The 15888-nt window shown below is 45.1% G+C and carries 16 protein-coding genes; all 16 read right to left on the bottom strand.

All coding sequences use genetic code 11. From position 1 onward, the window contains the following. Positions 1-3 precede the first annotated feature (3 nt). The 16 genes from ACWQAU_RS12925 to atpA all read right to left on the bottom strand — a co-directional run bounded on the left by ACWQAU_RS12925 (position 4) and on the right by atpA (position 15879). Positions 4-978, bottom strand: coding sequence for a DUF2785 domain-containing protein (locus tag ACWQAU_RS12925; RefSeq protein ID WP_003645413.1), 975 nt, complete (start codon positions 976-978; stop codon positions 4-6). Between the two features lie 198 nt (positions 979-1176). Then, entirely contained in the window at positions 1177-2094 is a 918-nt protein-coding gene (locus tag ACWQAU_RS12920; RefSeq protein WP_003641455.1) for an L-lactate dehydrogenase, read from the bottom strand. Positions 2095-2336: 242 nt separating this feature from the next. Beyond that, on the bottom strand, positions 2337-3161 hold the full coding sequence (locus ACWQAU_RS12915) for a MetQ/NlpA family ABC transporter substrate-binding protein (protein ID WP_027821943.1): 825 nt from the start codon (positions 3159-3161) through the stop codon (positions 2337-2339). Positions 3162-3186: 25 nt separating this feature from the next. Then, positions 3187-3879 carry a methionine ABC transporter permease gene (locus ACWQAU_RS12910; RefSeq protein WP_003641453.1) on the bottom strand — a complete coding sequence of 231 codons (693 nt, stop codon included), beginning with the start codon at positions 3877-3879 and terminating at the stop codon, positions 3187-3189. Then, positions 3872-4903, bottom strand: coding sequence for a methionine ABC transporter ATP-binding protein (locus tag ACWQAU_RS12905; RefSeq protein WP_027821942.1), 1032 nt, complete (start codon positions 4901-4903; stop codon positions 3872-3874). Before ACWQAU_RS12905 ends, ACWQAU_RS12910 begins: the two co-directional genes overlap by 8 nt. Positions 4904-5270: 367 nt before the next feature. Beyond that, entirely contained in the window at positions 5271-5567 is a 297-nt protein-coding gene (locus ACWQAU_RS12900) for a glycine cleavage system H family protein (protein ID WP_003644655.1), read from the bottom strand. 30 nt (positions 5568-5597) lie between these two features. Beyond that, positions 5598-6803, bottom strand: coding sequence for an FtsW/RodA/SpoVE family cell cycle protein (locus ACWQAU_RS12895; RefSeq protein WP_003644656.1), 1206 nt, complete (start codon positions 6801-6803; stop codon positions 5598-5600). Between the two features lie 147 nt (positions 6804-6950). Further along, positions 6951-7178 carry a DUF2969 domain-containing protein gene (locus ACWQAU_RS12890; RefSeq protein ID WP_003641449.1) on the bottom strand — a complete coding sequence of 76 codons (228 nt, stop codon included), beginning with the start codon at positions 7176-7178 and terminating at the stop codon, positions 6951-6953. After that, positions 7162-7434 carry a membrane protein insertion efficiency factor YidD gene (gene yidD, locus ACWQAU_RS12885; protein WP_003644657.1) on the bottom strand — a complete coding sequence of 91 codons (273 nt, stop codon included), beginning with the start codon at positions 7432-7434 and terminating at the stop codon, positions 7162-7164. Before yidD ends, ACWQAU_RS12890 begins: the two co-directional genes overlap by 17 nt. Before the next feature lie 6 nt (positions 7435-7440). Beyond that, on the bottom strand, positions 7441-8442 hold the full coding sequence (gene mreB / locus ACWQAU_RS12880) for a rod shape-determining protein (RefSeq protein WP_003644658.1): 1002 nt from the start codon (positions 8440-8442) through the stop codon (positions 7441-7443). Between the two features lie 123 nt (positions 8443-8565). After that, complete coding sequence (locus ACWQAU_RS12875; RefSeq protein WP_003641446.1) at positions 8566-9120, bottom strand: GNAT family N-acetyltransferase; 555 nt, start codon at positions 9118-9120, stop codon at positions 8566-8568. Between the two features lie 107 nt (positions 9121-9227). Then, a complete protein-coding gene (murA, locus tag ACWQAU_RS12870) occupies positions 9228-10544 on the bottom strand; it encodes a UDP-N-acetylglucosamine 1-carboxyvinyltransferase (protein ID WP_003644659.1) in 1317 nt (438 codons plus the stop codon). 972 nt (positions 10545-11516) lie between these two features. After that, positions 11517-11945 (bottom strand): F0F1 ATP synthase subunit epsilon, encoded by a 429-nt coding sequence (locus tag ACWQAU_RS12865; RefSeq protein ID WP_003641444.1) that lies wholly within the window; start codon positions 11943-11945, stop codon positions 11517-11519. Positions 11946-11956: 11 nt separating this feature from the next. Then, a complete protein-coding gene (gene atpD / locus ACWQAU_RS12860; RefSeq protein WP_003641443.1) occupies positions 11957-13360 on the bottom strand; it encodes a F0F1 ATP synthase subunit beta in 1404 nt (467 codons plus the stop codon). Positions 13361-13384: 24 nt separating this feature from the next. Then, a complete protein-coding gene (locus ACWQAU_RS12855; RefSeq protein WP_003641442.1) occupies positions 13385-14329 on the bottom strand; it encodes a F0F1 ATP synthase subunit gamma in 945 nt (314 codons plus the stop codon). Between the two features lie 29 nt (positions 14330-14358). Continuing rightward, on the bottom strand, positions 14359-15879 hold the full coding sequence (gene atpA, locus ACWQAU_RS12850; RefSeq protein ID WP_003641441.1) for a F0F1 ATP synthase subunit alpha: 1521 nt from the start codon (positions 15877-15879) through the stop codon (positions 14359-14361). Between the last annotated feature and the right edge of the window lie 9 nt (positions 15880-15888).

Below are 15888 nucleotides of genomic sequence, written 5' to 3'. Positions count from 1 at the left end.
AAACTAACCTAAAAATTCTAATTCATCATCCAAATAATCTACGACGGCCGTTGGCAGATCATCGTGTAATGCAAGTGCTTCCAATAATCGATTACGATTGAAAATCTGCGTCCATTCAGCTTCACTAGCCGGACGAGTATGCATCATCAACTGCTGATGCCAGTCCTTCATCGCAGTTAACAAATAATCACAATAAAGCTCATGTTTGTTTGTAATCAAGGTCAAATAAGTCGATAGTCGTTCTGGCTCGCCAAAAATCAACGGCGTTGTTAACTTTTGATAACGAGCAATCAATGCGGCCAACAGTAATAATTTATCCGCACGTGCGAGTTGAGACTCATCTGCCAGTTCATCTAAGATATTGCCAATATGCGTGTACGCATGCGCCCAACCGGTGGTGCCCACAAACCCCCGAGTATCCTTTTCGAGTAAAATGTAGACTGTCATTTGCTCAACAACTAGATCCAGCCGCGCGGGTGTCATAAACTTGAGACCCGCATGGTCCGCATACAAGAGCACTGACAGTAATAGTATCGCAAATGACCGCTGATAAATGGCATCATTTTGCGGCTCATCGATGTGTGCAAATAACATCTGATCTTGAATCAACTGATCAAAAATATCGCCCAACTGTTCCGGTGTGAGTACCTGCTGCTGTAATGCCTCGTTTAACAAATAGTAGACGCCTTGATCACGAACCAGCGGATTCAGCGAACCAACGTGTGCCATCAATAATTTGATTTGATCGTCGCTCATCGCGGTCAACGTGCCTTTCTTCAACTGCTCATGAAGTGTTGCAATCAGTGGAAGCACCTCTTCGTCGCTCGGAATCGTTACCGTGGTTGTCACGGTACTCGGTAACTGCTTAATCAGCGTTGCCATTCGACTGGGCAGTGACTGATAGATTTGTCCCGCTCGAAGTTGTTGTCTTAACTTTAACACTGCATCCTTAACCTGCATCAATTTCTCTGCTTGCATAATGACCTCGTAATCTCGAATTTACCTTCTATTTTAGCATGTCAGCGCCTGTCTGCCCAAAAGAACCATTCAATCATAAAACGTGACCTAATTATAGACGTCACGAAGCCAACCTGAGCCAATACCCAAGTCCACACCGCACACCCTGATTAGGCCACGTTTAATGACAAGATGTTTCAATCCATGTTTAGAAAAAGCTTATGCTTGCGGTAAAACGTCCACTTGCGACTTGATAAACTTCGCTGACGCTGCTAACGACGCTCGTTCATCAGTGGTCAGATCTAGTTGAATTAATGATTCAATCCCGTTTTTACCAATCACAGCAGGCATGCCAACGTATGTCCCATATTGCGGATCAAAAGCTGAAACTGGGCAAGCCAGTTGTGCATCCGCACTGACAGCTTCTGCCAATCGGACACCACAAGTAGCAATCGCAAAGTTTGTATAATGCTTACCCGCCATGACTGCAAATGCCCCTTGCCTTGCATCTTCTTCAAGTTGATCAAGGTTCAGACCTGGGAAATTTTTGATAGGCTGCCCATTGACGCTAACCGTTGACCAAGCTACAAATTGTGAGTTGCCGTGTTCGCCATATACGTACCCCGCAACATTTTTACCATTCGTACCAGCTGCTTGTCCGACATACTTTTGCATCCGCGCCGTATCTAAGAAGGTCCCCGTACCAAAAACCCGTTGCCGTGGAAAACCTGTCATTCGTTGTAAATAATCCGTCATGACGTCACACGGATTCATAATATCGATCAAAATACCCTTGAAGCCAGATGCCACAATCTTGGGCGCGATCTCCCGTACAATCGCTTGGTTTAAATCATACTCACCAAAGCGACCCTTGGAACTATTCATATCAATGGCACCAATATTGCCAGAAGCCACGATCAACACTTCGGCATCGGCCAAAGCTGAATAATCGTTTAAAATAATCTTAGTGGTTGAGCTTAGACGAGGTGACGCGTCGTCTAAATCGAGTTTTTGCGCCTTGGCCAAGGCCTCATTCTTATCGATTAAAACTAATTCATCAACGGTTCCTTGTTGAACCAACGTATAAGCCACTGTCGCACCGACTTGGCCTAACCCGATCACACCATATTTACGCATGCTGCAAACCCCAATCTGTAGTTTATTTAACTTGGTTAGCGTACCTTGCAACCGCTATAAAGTCAAGCAGGACGCTGTCTCATAAGAATTTAATCAATAGTACTACTTAGATAATATCAAACGTGCATTTTCATTAACCCGCTTCGGAAAGTTACCGTAGTCAAACTCCGTGAAAAAAGCTAGCCTCAGGGAATCCCTGAAGCTAGCTCAATCAATCAATATTCTGATTTAAGATGGTCCGTTTAGTCGGCCGAAACTGGCAGGATGGCACCCTTGTACTTCTTTTCAATCCATTTCTGGGTGCTCTTAGAACGTAAAGCTTTCATTAGTTTCTTAATAGCTGGCTTGTTCTTATCACCCTTACGAACAGCCACAATGTTGGCATATGGTGAATCTGATTTTTCAAGTGCAATCGCATCCTTCTTAGGATTCAACCCAGCTTGAACCGCGTAGTTCGCGTTAATAACGACCGCGTCACCCTCGTTATTTTTGTAGAATGTTGGCATTAACTTAGCTTCGTATGAATGTTTAAACTTCAAATGACGTTTGTTGGTCTTAATGTCATTAAAAGTTGCTGAAGTTAAATCTGTCCCTTTTTTCAAAGTAATTAAACCCGCATCCTTAAATAACGTCAGGACCCGACCATAGTCAGCCACGTTGCTGCTGACCAGAACGGTTGCGCCGTCTTTCAAGTCTTTTAGACTCTTAACTTTCTTGGAATAAACACCGATTGGTTCCAAGTGAACCTTCCCCGCTGATACGAGGCTCCCATTATTTTCCTTATTCCAGTTATCCAAGAATGGGATGTGTTGGAAGTAGTTGGCATCTAATTCTGTCGAAGCCAATGCCTTATTAGGTAAGACGTAATCTTGAAAGACTTTGATCTTCAAGTTAACGCCTTCCTTTTTCAATTCTGGCTGCACGTGCTTCAAGATTTGTGCGTGTGGCACTGAAGAAGCCCCTACAGTAATGGTTGTTGTCTTTGTTGACGATGACTTCCCACAACCGACTAACAAAATTGCCGTTGCCGCAACTGCTAATAATCCTAGAATTCCCTTTTTTTTCATAATTCCGTTTCCTCCTATACGAACTTTAATTAACCCGTTTATCAATATGCCGAACTGCAATATCCCCGATAAATTGGAAGATAAACACGATAATCACAATGATTACCGTCGCCACTAATGTGATGGCGTTGTTATTGGACTGAAACCCGTCTTGGTAGGCCAAATTACCCAGACCACCAGCACCAATGGCTCCTGCCATCGCGGTGTAGCCAATTAATGAAATCGTCGTGACCGTGATTCCAGAAACTAATGCCGGCATGCTTTCTGGCAATAGGACCTTTCGAATAATCTGCCACCGGGTCGCCCCCATTGATTCAGCGGCCTCAATCACTCCATGATCCAATTCATGGAAGGCCAATTCAACCATCCGCGCATAGAATGGCGCAGCAGAAATAATCAGTGATGGTAAGGCCGCGCGCGGTCCGATAATCGTTCCAACTAACTTAGACGTTACCGGCAATAATAGCACGATCAAAATAATGAAAGGAATCGACCGGAAAACGTTGACGAACAGCGCAACAATCCAATTCAAGGCCTTAGCCAGCGGATTCTGACTCCCCGCCGTCTCATAAAGTAACAGACCTAAGGCGATTCCGAGAATGGCAACTACGACCATCGACACAATCGTCAACCAAATTGTTTCCCACGTGGCCGACATCATGCTACCCCAATCGACATTTGCAAATTTAAAATATGAATCTAATCCTTGATCATTCACGGTTCAAGACCTCCGTTTCCACCCGCATCGTTTGTAGGTACGCTAGAGCGCCCTTAATCTGTTCCTGATCACCCGTTAGTTGTAAGTACAGCGAACCAATCGCCCCTTCTTGGGTTTGGTGAATCCCACCCTCAATAATATTTAAATCTAACGGATACTTCTTCAACATCTCTGAAACAATCGGTAGCTGGGCTTGATCGCCATGGAACGTCAGTTGTACGATGGTTCCCTTTGGATATTTCGCCAGCAGCTGGTCCACGACCACCGTTGTGTCATTCAGCGACGGCGTGACCTCTTCATTAACAAACCGCTTAGTCACAGCCTGCTGTGGTCGCTTGAAGACTTCAAGTACTGGTCCTTGTTCGATGATTTTACCAGCTTCCATCACCGCGACATGATCAGCAATCTTGCGAATCACGTGCATCTCATGCGTAATCAATACGATCGTCAAATGGAGCTTCTGGTTGATCGATAACAACAGATCCAACACTTCATCAGTTGTCTGCGGGTCTAGGGCACTAGTGGCTTCATCAGAAAGTAAAATCTGAGGATCATTCGCAAGTGCCCGGGCAATCCCGACCCGTTGCTTCTGACCACCTGATAATTCTGACGGATAAGCCGTTTCCCGACCGGCCAACCCAACCAAGTCTGCTAAGTGTTCGGCTTTCTTACGGGCATCCACCTTGGACAGACCAGCAATTTCAAGTGGAAACATAATGTTCTCCAAAACGGTCCGCGACCATAATAGATTAAAATGTTGAAAAATCATGCCGATCTTTTGACGTTGGGCGCGTAACTTGGCCCCGCTCAACGTTGTAATATTGACATCATCAATCACAACTGACCCACTAGTGGGTGTCTCTAAGCCATTCAGCATCCGTACCAGAGTACTTTTACCAGCACCCGAATAGCCAACAATGCCATAAATGTGACCATCTTCGATTTTTAAATTAACATCTTGAACGGCGTGAACCGCCCCTTGCTTAGCATCAAAGGTTTTCGTCACATCTTTAAATTCAATCAAGTCAATTCCTCCTTACGCATCAAAAAAAGCTCCTCATCCCAGACAATTACGACAATAATCATCAATAGGACGAGAAGCTTAGCCTCGTGGTACCACCCATCTTCACAACTAGCTCACGCCAGTTGTCTCAAGAGTTACTTTGAACTCCGCATGATAATGGGTGCGACCCAAGCTTAGCTTGCGACTGCTCACTAAACTTCATTACTTCAAGACCATCTTCAGCTTCACGATTAATCCCCTTTCACCAATCAGGGACTCTCTAAGTAATCATAACCGCGTACTCATCTTTTCAAAATGATAACTTTTTTAATCAATTGTTAATGTAACGAGTATACCGAGCCTGTTTCTAATTGTCAAGGCCTGGCAATTAGTCCACGTCGATTAACCAAGCAACGCCGTCTTCAACGCTATTTAACGCATCGAAGTTCTCACTCAACGCCGGGTTGACCGCAACCACGGTCCCATTGATTGGACAGTTGAATTCAGAAACGGCTTTGGTCGCTTCAACGCTCAGAAAAGCGCTGTTCTGACTGACCTTGTCACCGATAGCTGGTAACTCAGCATATTTCACTTCACCAAGAGCCTCATGGGCGGCCTTAGTTAAACCTAACCGCGTATGTCCATCAACGTCTTTTGTCCAAAAATAAGCTGCATCTTCACTCATACTAAACACCATACCTTTACAATAATTTTACTATTCAAACCGGTCGTTACGACTGAACATGTAGGACTTGTAATGATATCGCATCGACATCATTAAACCTATCCCAGCCATATTGGCAATCAACGCCGAACCCCCTTGACTAATAAACGGCAAGGGAATCCCAGTCATTGGTAACAGTCCGATACTCATCCCAATATTTTCGAACACGTGGAAGAGAATCATCATAATGACCCCGGTTGAAATGTAAGCGTAGAATTCGTTCTTCGTATCAAACGTCACTCGGATCATCTGGTAAATCAATAAGAAATACAATAAAATGACCACGGCACAACCGATAAAGCCAAAGTTTTCACCAATTACCGAGAAAATCATATCAGATTCACGCACAGGAACAGTCACGTGGGAAACGTTAAATCCCCGCCCAGTAATCTGACCTGAACCAATCGCTTTCATACTCTGCCAAACTTGATAAGCATTGTTAGACGTGTCCGTCGACGGATTCAACCACGTATCGATCCGCGCAAATTGGTATTGCTTAAAACCGATAGCTTCCAAAATATGGCGACCACTCTGCGAGATCACGAGATATAACGCAGTCCCCGCAATCGCCGCCACAATGGCAAACGTCGGTGCCAATAATCGCCACGAAATCCCAGAAACTAAGATAACGCCCCCAAGAATCGCGAAGAACACCAGCATCGTCCCAAAGTCATTCTGTAACTTCAAAAGGATAGCAACTGGCACCATGTACGCAATTAACTTCCCAATGAGTTGCCAATCGCTCGCCATCGTATGTGTTGGGTGCTCCGTGTTATGCATTGTCACGACTCGTCCAAGCATCAAGATGAAGGCGGGCTTCATGACTTCAGACGGTTGCAACGTCAAGGAACCAACTGCGAACCAACTTTTAGCCCCAGTGCTCGCAAACAGTGATCTACTGTACAAGACCAAAACGGCCGCAAGCAGGAAGATCCCAAACCAATAGGCAATCGGTGCCACTCGCCATAACTGTTCCGAATCAAATTGCATCACAATTACGGCAATCGCGGTCCCAATCACGAACCACATGACTTGAGAAATCACCTGCTTCGTGACGTTTACTGAACTAGAGTCGTGCACTGCGGCGACATAAATCGACGCCAGCCCGATCAATCCTAGCATCATCACTGAAAATATGATACCCCAGTCAATTCTTGAATCCTCGTCTTGACTGCGGAGTCTAGATTCTTCTGCCACAAATAACGCTCCTAACCTGTTGGGATTAGCCCACCGCACGCGTCAGACTAACCCTATTCACAATATCATTTTGTACTTTAAGATAGTTTTTATTATACAACAACCTGGTGCCGAATTCTCGGAACCAGGTTGAAGGTTTACTAAAAATTAGCCTTTGTGTAGATGGTAAGCCGACAAGATCTCTTGCAGACTCTCATCAAAAGATTTGGTATGCGCAAATGGTTGGTTGTCACTAACCATTTCAGCTTCAAATCGTTCACCGACTTGAGTCACTTGTCCAATCACTTGTTTACCGATCAAAACTTCGGTAACTGGTTGACCGTTGACCTTAGTTTCGTTTAAAGTGACCGAAATCGCCTTATCTTTTCTTGCCACGGTGGTCTTCCTCCTTGTATTGCGGATTACGACGCAATGAAAAATGGGCTGGTACCGGATCAAAGCCGCCCTTAACTAAGGGCTGACAACGTAAGATACGTGCAACTCCCATTAGAACGCCTTTAACTGCGCCAAACCGATCGATCGCTTCTAACGTGTAATTAGAACAGGTTGGATAATAGCGACAATGAGCCGGACTAAACGCAGAAAAGGCCCGCTGATAAAAGCGGATGCCTTTCATTAATAACCGTCGCATCGTAATTTATTTCTTGTTCTTAGCAGTTTTCTGCATATGTTCAAGTAAAATTCCAGCCCCCTGAGCAACGTTGTTCAATGGGTGTTCGGCAACCATTACGGGCACCTTTAAGTTTTCACTGATCAATTGATCGAGGCCACTCAACAGTGCGCCACCACCAGTCAACGTAATTCCACGGTCAATAATATCGGCCGCAATTTCTGGTGGTAAAGTTTCCATCACGTGATGGGCCGTGCTAACGATCTGCATCAGCGTTTCGTGAATAGCTTCTTCAACTTGATTGGAGTCAATGTCAATTGAGCGCGGCATCCCCGTCACAGTATCTCGACCACGAACTTGGGTGACCTTATCATCATCGCCGTCCTGCTTGAAAACTTGTGCGATTTGAATCTTAACTTGTTCTGCACTGCGTTCACCGATCAACAAGTGATGTTGATCTTTGACGTAGTTCACGATGTCCTGATTCATCCGGTCGCCGGCCATTCGTAACGAACTACTTGCCACAATGTCACCTAATGATAGGACAGCGATATCACTAGTCCCACCACCAATGTCAATGACCATATTCCCACGTGGTTGGAAAATATCCATCCCTGCGCCAATAGCCGCCACTTTTGGTTCAACTTCCAAGTAAACCTTGTTACCGCCAGATTTTTCAGCAGCTTGCAAGATTGCCTTGCGTTCAATTTCAGTAGTGTTCGTTGGGGTACAGATCATGATACTTGGCCGCGACATAATGCCACGGACATTTAATTTTTTAATAAAATAGGACAGCATTTCTTCGGTGACATCAAAATCCGAAATTACTCCGTCTTTTAATGGTCGAATTGCCCGAATGTTACTAGGCGTCTTTCCAACCATTTGGTAGGCTTCGGACCCGACTGCCAACACTTGATTCGTGTTCGTATCGATAGCGACCACGGATGGTTCGTTAAGGACGATGCCCTTACCCGATACGTAAATTAAAACATTGGCAGTACCTAAGTCAATACCAATATCTAAAGCCATGTTTTTGCTCCTCTCAAACATACAATTATACGACTAATCATTATACCATACTCTACAGTTGATGAGAACTGACGGCTGTCCTAGCCACTCGTTCATTTGTCACTACCAATCAATTGGCTGTGCCTAATCATCCTGTCGTTTCGACCACTCATCGACCGTCAGCGAATAAATTGCTTCATCACGATATTGACCATTTAACAAGATATTTTCTGGCAGGGTCGCATCCAAATGATATTGGCGTCGCTCAGCAACAGCCCGACTTGCCTGGTTGGCAACGTCTGCACCTAAGATGACCTTGTGCAGATCAAGCTCCGTAAAAGCAATTTCTTCTAATCGTTCGAGCGCTTTAGTCATGACGCCACGACCAGTATATTTCTGGCCCAGCCAGTAGCCAATCTCACCGTTGTGATTAATGGCACTAATATTATGCAAGTCTAGCATCCCAGCGACTTCGCCATCCACAATGATGGTGGTGATAAACACCTGTCCATGAGCCTGCTTGGTCAACATTGATTCGATAAAATGACGCTCGTCTTGCACGGTCGCCGTCGCATCAACCCACGGCATCCATAACTTCAAATGGTCGCGATTATGATCAACTAAGTCGAAAAGCGGCTCCGCGTCAGCCACTTCAGTTGGTTTCAATGAAATGTGTTTGTCGATAATATTAATAAACATAAGCTGTCCTCCTGAATGTTGGCGCCGGGTTACCCCGCTTCGCCACAAAAAAGCCTTCAAAAACGAGTTTATCGCACTTTGAAGGTTTTGTAAGCATTTATTTCGATTTATTCCGCAGCTTCGTTCGCAAAATCAGGATTCAACGCATAAACGGTGCCATCGGGAACATCAACTCGTTTAATCTCAGCACCTAATTTAGCCAGCTTACCATGGAAGTTAAAGTAGCCCCGATCAAGATACTTCAAATTAGTCACTTCAGTGTAACCCCGACTGACCAGTCCAGCGATTACTAACGCTGCAGCTGCCCGAAGATCCGTCGCAGTGACCTGGGCCCCGTTAAAGTCAGTGGGACCATACATAATGACGGAGCGCCCTTCAACTTTGAAGTCGGCGTTCATTCGCCGTAACTCATCAAGATGCATGAAGCGATTCTCAAAAACCGTTTCAGTTAATAAACTAGTGCCCTGCGCACACAACTGCAAAATTGTCATTTGTGGTTGCATATCCGTTGGGAAACCCGGATGGGGCATCGTCTTAACGGAGGTTGGCTTCAAGATTTCTGGACCAATGACCCGAATACCAGCCGGTTCTTCCGTTACTGTGACGCCCATCTCACGCATCTTCGAGATCAATGGCTTATTATGTTCGGCAATAGCATCCTCAACCAAGACGTTTCCCTGAGTCACCGCAGCAGCGACCATGAATGTCCCAGCTTCAATCCGATCCTGAACGATACTATGGTCACAGCCATGCATCGCTTTAACCCCTTCAATGCGGATCGTTTCAGTACCGGCCCCGGTAACCTTAGCACCCATCTGATTCAAATAGTTCGCTAGGTCCACAATTTCAGGTTCACGAGCGACGTTTTCCATCGTCGTGATGCCATCTGCAAGTGTTGCCGCCATCATTATGTTCTGCGTTGCCCCAACACTTGGAAAATCTAAGTAAATGGCCGCTCCGTGTAACTGGTTCGCGGTTGCTTCAACATAGCCATCGTGGCGTTCGATTTCAGCACCAAGCGCGTTCAGCCCCTTTAAGTGTAAATCGATTGGTCGTGAACCAATCGCACAGCCACCTGGCATCGCGACTTTCGCATGGCCTAATCGTGCTAATAGTGGTCCCATGACCACGATTGAAGCACGCATTTTGGATACGTATTGAAATGGTGCTTCGGATGATAATTGACGACTAGCGTCAATATCAATTGTTTTATTAATTTCATCAAAATCAATTTTAGTATTCAAAAATTTCAAGACGTTGTTCATTGTAAAAACGTCTGATAACACTGGTACATTTGATAAATGTGTCTGACCAGAACTAGCCAACAAGCTTGCGGCTAAGATTGGTAACACGGCATTTTTAGCGCCCTCAATATGGACATTTCCTGTCAAACGTTGACCGCCATGAACTACAATTTCCTCCATGGATAAACCCTCCATCACTAAACGATAATCAACAAACAAGTTACGTGAGATTTCGGATTGCGTAAAAAGCACACTTACTAAAAGAACCCGATTGGATCAGATGCCTCGCACCTGCCCAAATTCCACTGTTCACCGCTGTACTAAGCAAATCGGCAACGCGCGGTGTGCAATCCAAACACCAGCTCAACCATCAAAACAACCTGGACACACCATGGCAACGTGCCAATAGCAGCATGCAGGTTCAAATCGGTTCCTAATCATCATACCATAGAACACTAGTGGATAAATATTACATTTTACATTTTCGTTACAATTTCAACACAAATATTAAATACTTATGATTAGTTAACTAATTAGAAGTCCGTCGTGCAATTATTTGACAAGCCATACCCATATTGATTAGCAGTATCGTTCGTTTGTAATCGTTTTCTTTATTGTAATCTCACTATAAGTTGCATTCTACCATTCCACTTATCGCAATGCCCCTAATACGCTCAATCGATTAGTAAAATCTAGTTCACGAACATCCGCGCCGACTGGACAAAACATTTCAACGTCGCGACAAAATTGGCCGCTGAAACGTTTAAGTTCGCTGTAAACTTAGTTGTTCATGTTTCCTATGCCGACCTTTGGAATTGCTGCCAATTGTCGGAACGTGATGATCACCCATTTAAGTCGCGATCCACGTCTTAATTACTGCTCTGCCAGATACTGATGCAATATTGGCGAAAAATATTCGAATCAGACCGATTCTTCTAGTTAACAACGCGATATCGCCATTAGTAAGCCAGTGCTTGGCCCTTGATCAACCCACGGTTCCAATCGGCTTTGAACCGTGCAAGCTTAAAACTGGACAGTAACGGGTACGACTCACCGCGGTAAGTTTGACTAACTTGTGCATCGCGGCTTAACTGAACCGCACAAAAAAAGCACCCGCAAATAATTGCAGATGCTTTTCAGAATTTTAAGTTGTTAATGCCGAGCAACATTCAAACGGTTCATGGCACGCCGCAAAGCGACTTGGGCCCGCGCCAACTCAGCATCATCGTGCTTTTGTTGGGCATTTTGAATCCGTGTTTCAGCGCGTTTCCGTGCATTTTCAGCTCGAGCAACGTCAATGTCATTCTGACGTTCAGCACTATCGGCAACAATCGTTGCCGTATTATTACTGAACTCAACAAAACCACCATTAACGGCAATTTCGTCATCTTCCTGATCACTTTCAAGTTGCTTGATCCGAACCTCATCGATTGCAAGCGATGCAATCACAGGAATATGGTTCGGCAAAATTCCGAGTTCGCCGTCAATCGTTCGCACGATCAACATTGGCGTCTTATTCTCATAGACCTGACCGTCTGGAGTTACGATGCTAACGGTTAATGATTTTGCATTGTCAGCCATGTAAACCCCTCCTAATCAGTTACCATCGATTTCGCTTTTTCGACCACGTCGTCGATCTTACCAACTTGACGGAATGCGTCTTCTGGTAGGTCATCATATTTACCTTCAAGAATTTCTTTGAAGCCCTTGATGGTATCGTTGATTGGCACATACGAACCAGGTTGGCCCGTAAAGTTTTCGGCAACGAAGAAGTTTTGTGACAAGAAGAATTGAATACGCCGTGCACGCGCAACAGTTGTCTTTTCTTCGTCAGATAATTCATCCATCCCTAAAATCGAGATAATATCTTGCAATTCACGATAACGTTGCAAGACCCGTTGAACTTCCGTTGCAACTTGATAATGTTCTTCGCCCACGATTGATGGGTCCAGAGCGATTGAAGAAGAAGCTAATGGGTCAACGGCTGGGTAGATCCCTTGTTCCGTCAAAGAACGTTCCAAGTTGGTCGTCGCATCCAAATGGGCGAAAGTCGTTGCAGGTGCCGGGTCGGTATAATCATCGGCAGGTACATAAACGGCTTGAATCGAAGTAACTGACCCCTTCTTGGTAGAAGTGATCCGTTCTTGTAATTGACCCATTTCAGTGGCTAAGGTTGGTTGGTAACCAACGGCTGAAGGAATCCGACCAAGTAAGGCGGAAACTTCAGAACCAGCTTGCGTGAACCGGAAGATATTGTCGATGAATAACAACACGTCTTGACCTTGAACATCACGGAAGTATTCCGCAATCGTCAAACCGGTCAAGGCCACCCGCATCCGGGCACCAGGTGGTTCGTTCATTTGACCATAAACCATGGCGGTATTCTTCAAAACGCCGGAAGCCTTCATTTCGAAGTAAAGGTCATTCCCTTCACGCGTCCGTTCACCAACACCGGTAAACACGGAAATCCCGTTATGTTCTTGGGCAATGTTATGAATTAATTCCTGGATTAAAACAGTTTTACCAACACCGGCACCACCGAACAACCCAATCTTACCACCACGAACATAAGGTGCTAAGAGGTCAATAACTTTAATTCCAGTTTCCAATACTTCAGTACTGGTCGTTAATTCATCATATTTAGGCGCATCCCGATGAATCGGGTTACGTTCTGCGTCTGGACCGAATTCTGGACCACCATCAATGGTTTCCCCTAAAACGTTGAAGACCCGGCCTAACGTCTCTTTACCAACGGGAACAGTAATTGAAGAACCAGTGTCTTCAACTGTCATTCCCCGGCGCAAGCCATCCGTACCATCCATCGCGACGGTCCGAACAACCCCATCACCTAATTCCAACGATACTTCCACCGTTAAAGTGTCATCGTTGTCCTTTTGAATGATCAAGGCGTTATTAATATCGGGTAACTTATCGTTTAGAGAGAATTCAACGTCAACAACGGGTCCAATAACTTGTACAACTTTACCTGTACTCATTAGTCGTTAATTCCTCCCACTTCGTTATTCTTGCGCAACCAAACCACCAGTGATTTCAGTGATTTCAGTGGTAATAGCAGCTTGACGTGCGCGGTTATATTTCAGATTTAATTTATCGATTAAATCGCCAGCGTTATCTGATGCAGCCTTCATCGCGGTTGACGACGAAGCATGTTCAGCAGTCTTGGCATCCAAGATTGCACCATAAACCAAGCTTTCAGCATATTGTGGCAACACGGCCGACAAAATGGCTTCTTCTGACGGTTCCATTTCATACTCGGGACCGACATCTACCCGGCTATCCTTGGCTTTACGATTATCTGACTCACTTTGTTCAAAGGTCTCTTCGGAGATCGGTAACATCTTAACGGCCCGAAAACCAGAAGAGAGCCGATTAATAAAGTGGTTGTAGAAGACGTAAAGTTCATCAAAGACTTCGTTGTGGTACATTGATGTGACTGTCTTAACGATTTCACGAACCTCTTTAAAAGTTGGGACATCAGAGACGCCGCGGTACTCATAAGCCACGTTTAACCCGTTCTTTTTATAGAAATCCGCACCAGTGCCACCAACCGCCAAAACGACTGCGTTATCGGCATCAACCTTGTGCGTCCGCATGAAATCGTTAGTCTGTTTCAACACGTTACTGTTGTAACTACCAACGAGGCCACGGTCCGAAGTGATTACCAATAAACCAGTCTTTTTAACGGGGCGTTGCGCGAGCAATTCACTAACTGAAATCGTATTCGAATTACTGTTAGCAACACCGGCACTTGCTGACATCAGATGAGCTTTGGCAAGATGTGAAACGATGCTTTCAACTTTAGAAGCGTACACCTGATACGTGCTGGTATGCTTTTGAATCTGGTTCAATTTTGAAGTTGAGACCATTTGCATTGCCGACGTAATTTGATGAGTCTTCTTTGTTGAGTCAATTCGGCGCTTGACATCCATTAATGATTCTGCCATGCACTACTCACCATCCTTTTCAGCCATAACTACTTCGCAGCGGCAGCGGTTGGCTGGAATTGTTCTGCAAACGCATCTAAGGCCCCATTCATCTTATCAGCTTCTGGTAACTTCTTGGTTGCCAAAATCGTATCAAAGAGGTCCTGATGACTAGCATGAATAAATTCAAACAATTCACTTTGGTAACGGGCAATATCATCAACTGCCACTTTATCCAAATAACCGTTGGTCAAAGCATATAAAATCATTACTTGTTCTTCGACCTTCAATGGTGAATGAACAGGTTGTTTTAAGACTTCAACGATCCGTTGCCCACGATTTAATTTTGCTTGGGTTGCAGCATCCAAGTCAGAACCGAATTGTGAGAAGGATTCCAATTCACGATAAGAAGCCAAGTCAAGACGCAAGGTCCCAGCAACGGACTTCATCGCTTTAATTTGCGCATCCCCACCAACCCGGGAAACAGAGGCCCCGGCATCAATCGCTGGCCGCACACCTGAATAGAATGAATCACTATCCAAGAAGATTTGCCCATCGGTGATTGAAATAACGTTAGTTGGAATATAAGCCGAAATATCCCCAGCTTGCGTTTCGATAATTGGTAAGGCCGTCATTGAACCGCCACCCAATTCATCGCTCAACTTGGCAGCCCGTTCGAGTAACCGTGAGTGCAAGTAGAAGACATCCCCAGGATAAGCTTCACGACCTGGAGGACGACGGAGGATCAAGGAAAGTTCACGGTAAGCCGTTGCTTGCTTTGAAAGGTCATCATAGACGATCAAAACGTGCTTGCCGTTCATCATAAATTCTTCACCCATCGCTGCCCCAGCATAAGGAGCTAAGTACAGTAATGGCGCTGGTTCAGCAGGTCCGGCAGTTACAACTATTGTGTAGTCCATCGCACCTAACTTCTTCAACGTTTCAACTTGGGCCCGTACAGTTGAGTCCTTTTGACCGATTGCAACGTAGACACAAATCATGTCTTGGTCCTTTTGGTTCAAAATGGCATCAATGGCAACGGACGTCTTCCCAGTCTTACGGTCACCGATAATCAATTCACGTTGGCCCCGACCAATTGGAACTAAGGCATCAATGGCCTTGATCCCAGTTTGAAGTGGTTCGCTAACTGATTGCCGTTGCATAATACCAGGAGCTTTATGTTCGATTGGCCGCGTATTCGTGGTCTTAATCTCACCTAAACCGTCAACTGGTTGACCTAATGGGTTAACGACCCGGCCAATCATGGCGTCACCGACTGGAACTTCCATGATGCGGCCAGTCCGCTTAACAGTATCGCCTTCACGAATACCATCAAAATCCCCTAAAACAACGATACCAACATCGTTGCTTTCGAGGTTTTGTACCATCCCGTAAACTCCGTTACTGAATTCGAGTAATTCACCTTGTAAGGCGTTGTCGAGTCCGTGAGCACGGGCGATCCCATCACCAACGTAGGTGACAGTACCGGTTTCAGCAACTGAGAGCTCAGTTTGATAACTTTCTAATTGTTGTTTGATTAGAGCACTGATTTCTTCAGATTTAATGCTCATAAAAGTTTC

It is taken from the genome of Lactiplantibacillus sp. 3062 (assembly GCF_055413545.1).
This window is presented reverse-complemented; position numbering and strand designations above follow the sequence as displayed.

Excerpts from the sequence above, each read along its gene's own strand:
- ACWQAU_RS12925 (WP_003645413.1), bottom strand. The coding sequence starts at position 978 with ATGCAAGCAGAGAAATTGATGCAGGTTAAGGATGCAGTGTTAAAGTTA.
- ACWQAU_RS12920 (WP_003641455.1), bottom strand. The coding sequence starts at position 2,094 with ATGCGTAAATATGGTGTGATCGGGTTAGGCCAAGTCGGTGCGACAGTG.
- ACWQAU_RS12915 (WP_027821943.1), bottom strand. The coding sequence starts at position 3,161 with ATGAAAAAAAAGGGAATTCTAGGATTATTAGCAGTTGCGGCAACGGCA.
- ACWQAU_RS12900 (WP_003644655.1), bottom strand. The coding sequence starts at position 5,567 with ATGAGTGAAGATGCAGCTTATTTTTGGACAAAAGACGTTGATGGACAT.
- yidD (WP_003644657.1), bottom strand. The coding sequence starts at position 7,434 with ATGCGACGGTTATTAATGAAAGGCATCCGCTTTTATCAGCGGGCCTTT.
- mreB (WP_003644658.1), bottom strand. The coding sequence starts at position 8,442 with ATGGCTTTAGATATTGGTATTGACTTAGGTACTGCCAATGTTTTAATT.
- ACWQAU_RS12875 (WP_003641446.1), bottom strand. The coding sequence starts at position 9,120 with ATGTTTATTAATATTATCGACAAACACATTTCATTGAAACCAACTGAA.
- murA (WP_003644659.1), bottom strand. The coding sequence starts at position 10,544 with ATGGAGGAAATTGTAGTTCATGGCGGTCAACGTTTGACAGGAAATGTC.
- ACWQAU_RS12865 (WP_003641444.1), bottom strand. The coding sequence starts at position 11,945 with ATGGCTGACAATGCAAAATCATTAACCGTTAGCATCGTAACTCCAGAC.
- atpD (WP_003641443.1), bottom strand. The coding sequence starts at position 13,360 with ATGAGTACAGGTAAAGTTGTACAAGTTATTGGACCCGTTGTTGACGTT.
- ACWQAU_RS12855 (WP_003641442.1), bottom strand. The coding sequence starts at position 14,329 with ATGGCAGAATCATTAATGGATGTCAAGCGCCGAATTGACTCAACAAAG.
- atpA (WP_003641441.1), bottom strand. The coding sequence starts at position 15,879 with ATGAGCATTAAATCTGAAGAAATCAGTGCTCTAATCAAACAACAATTA.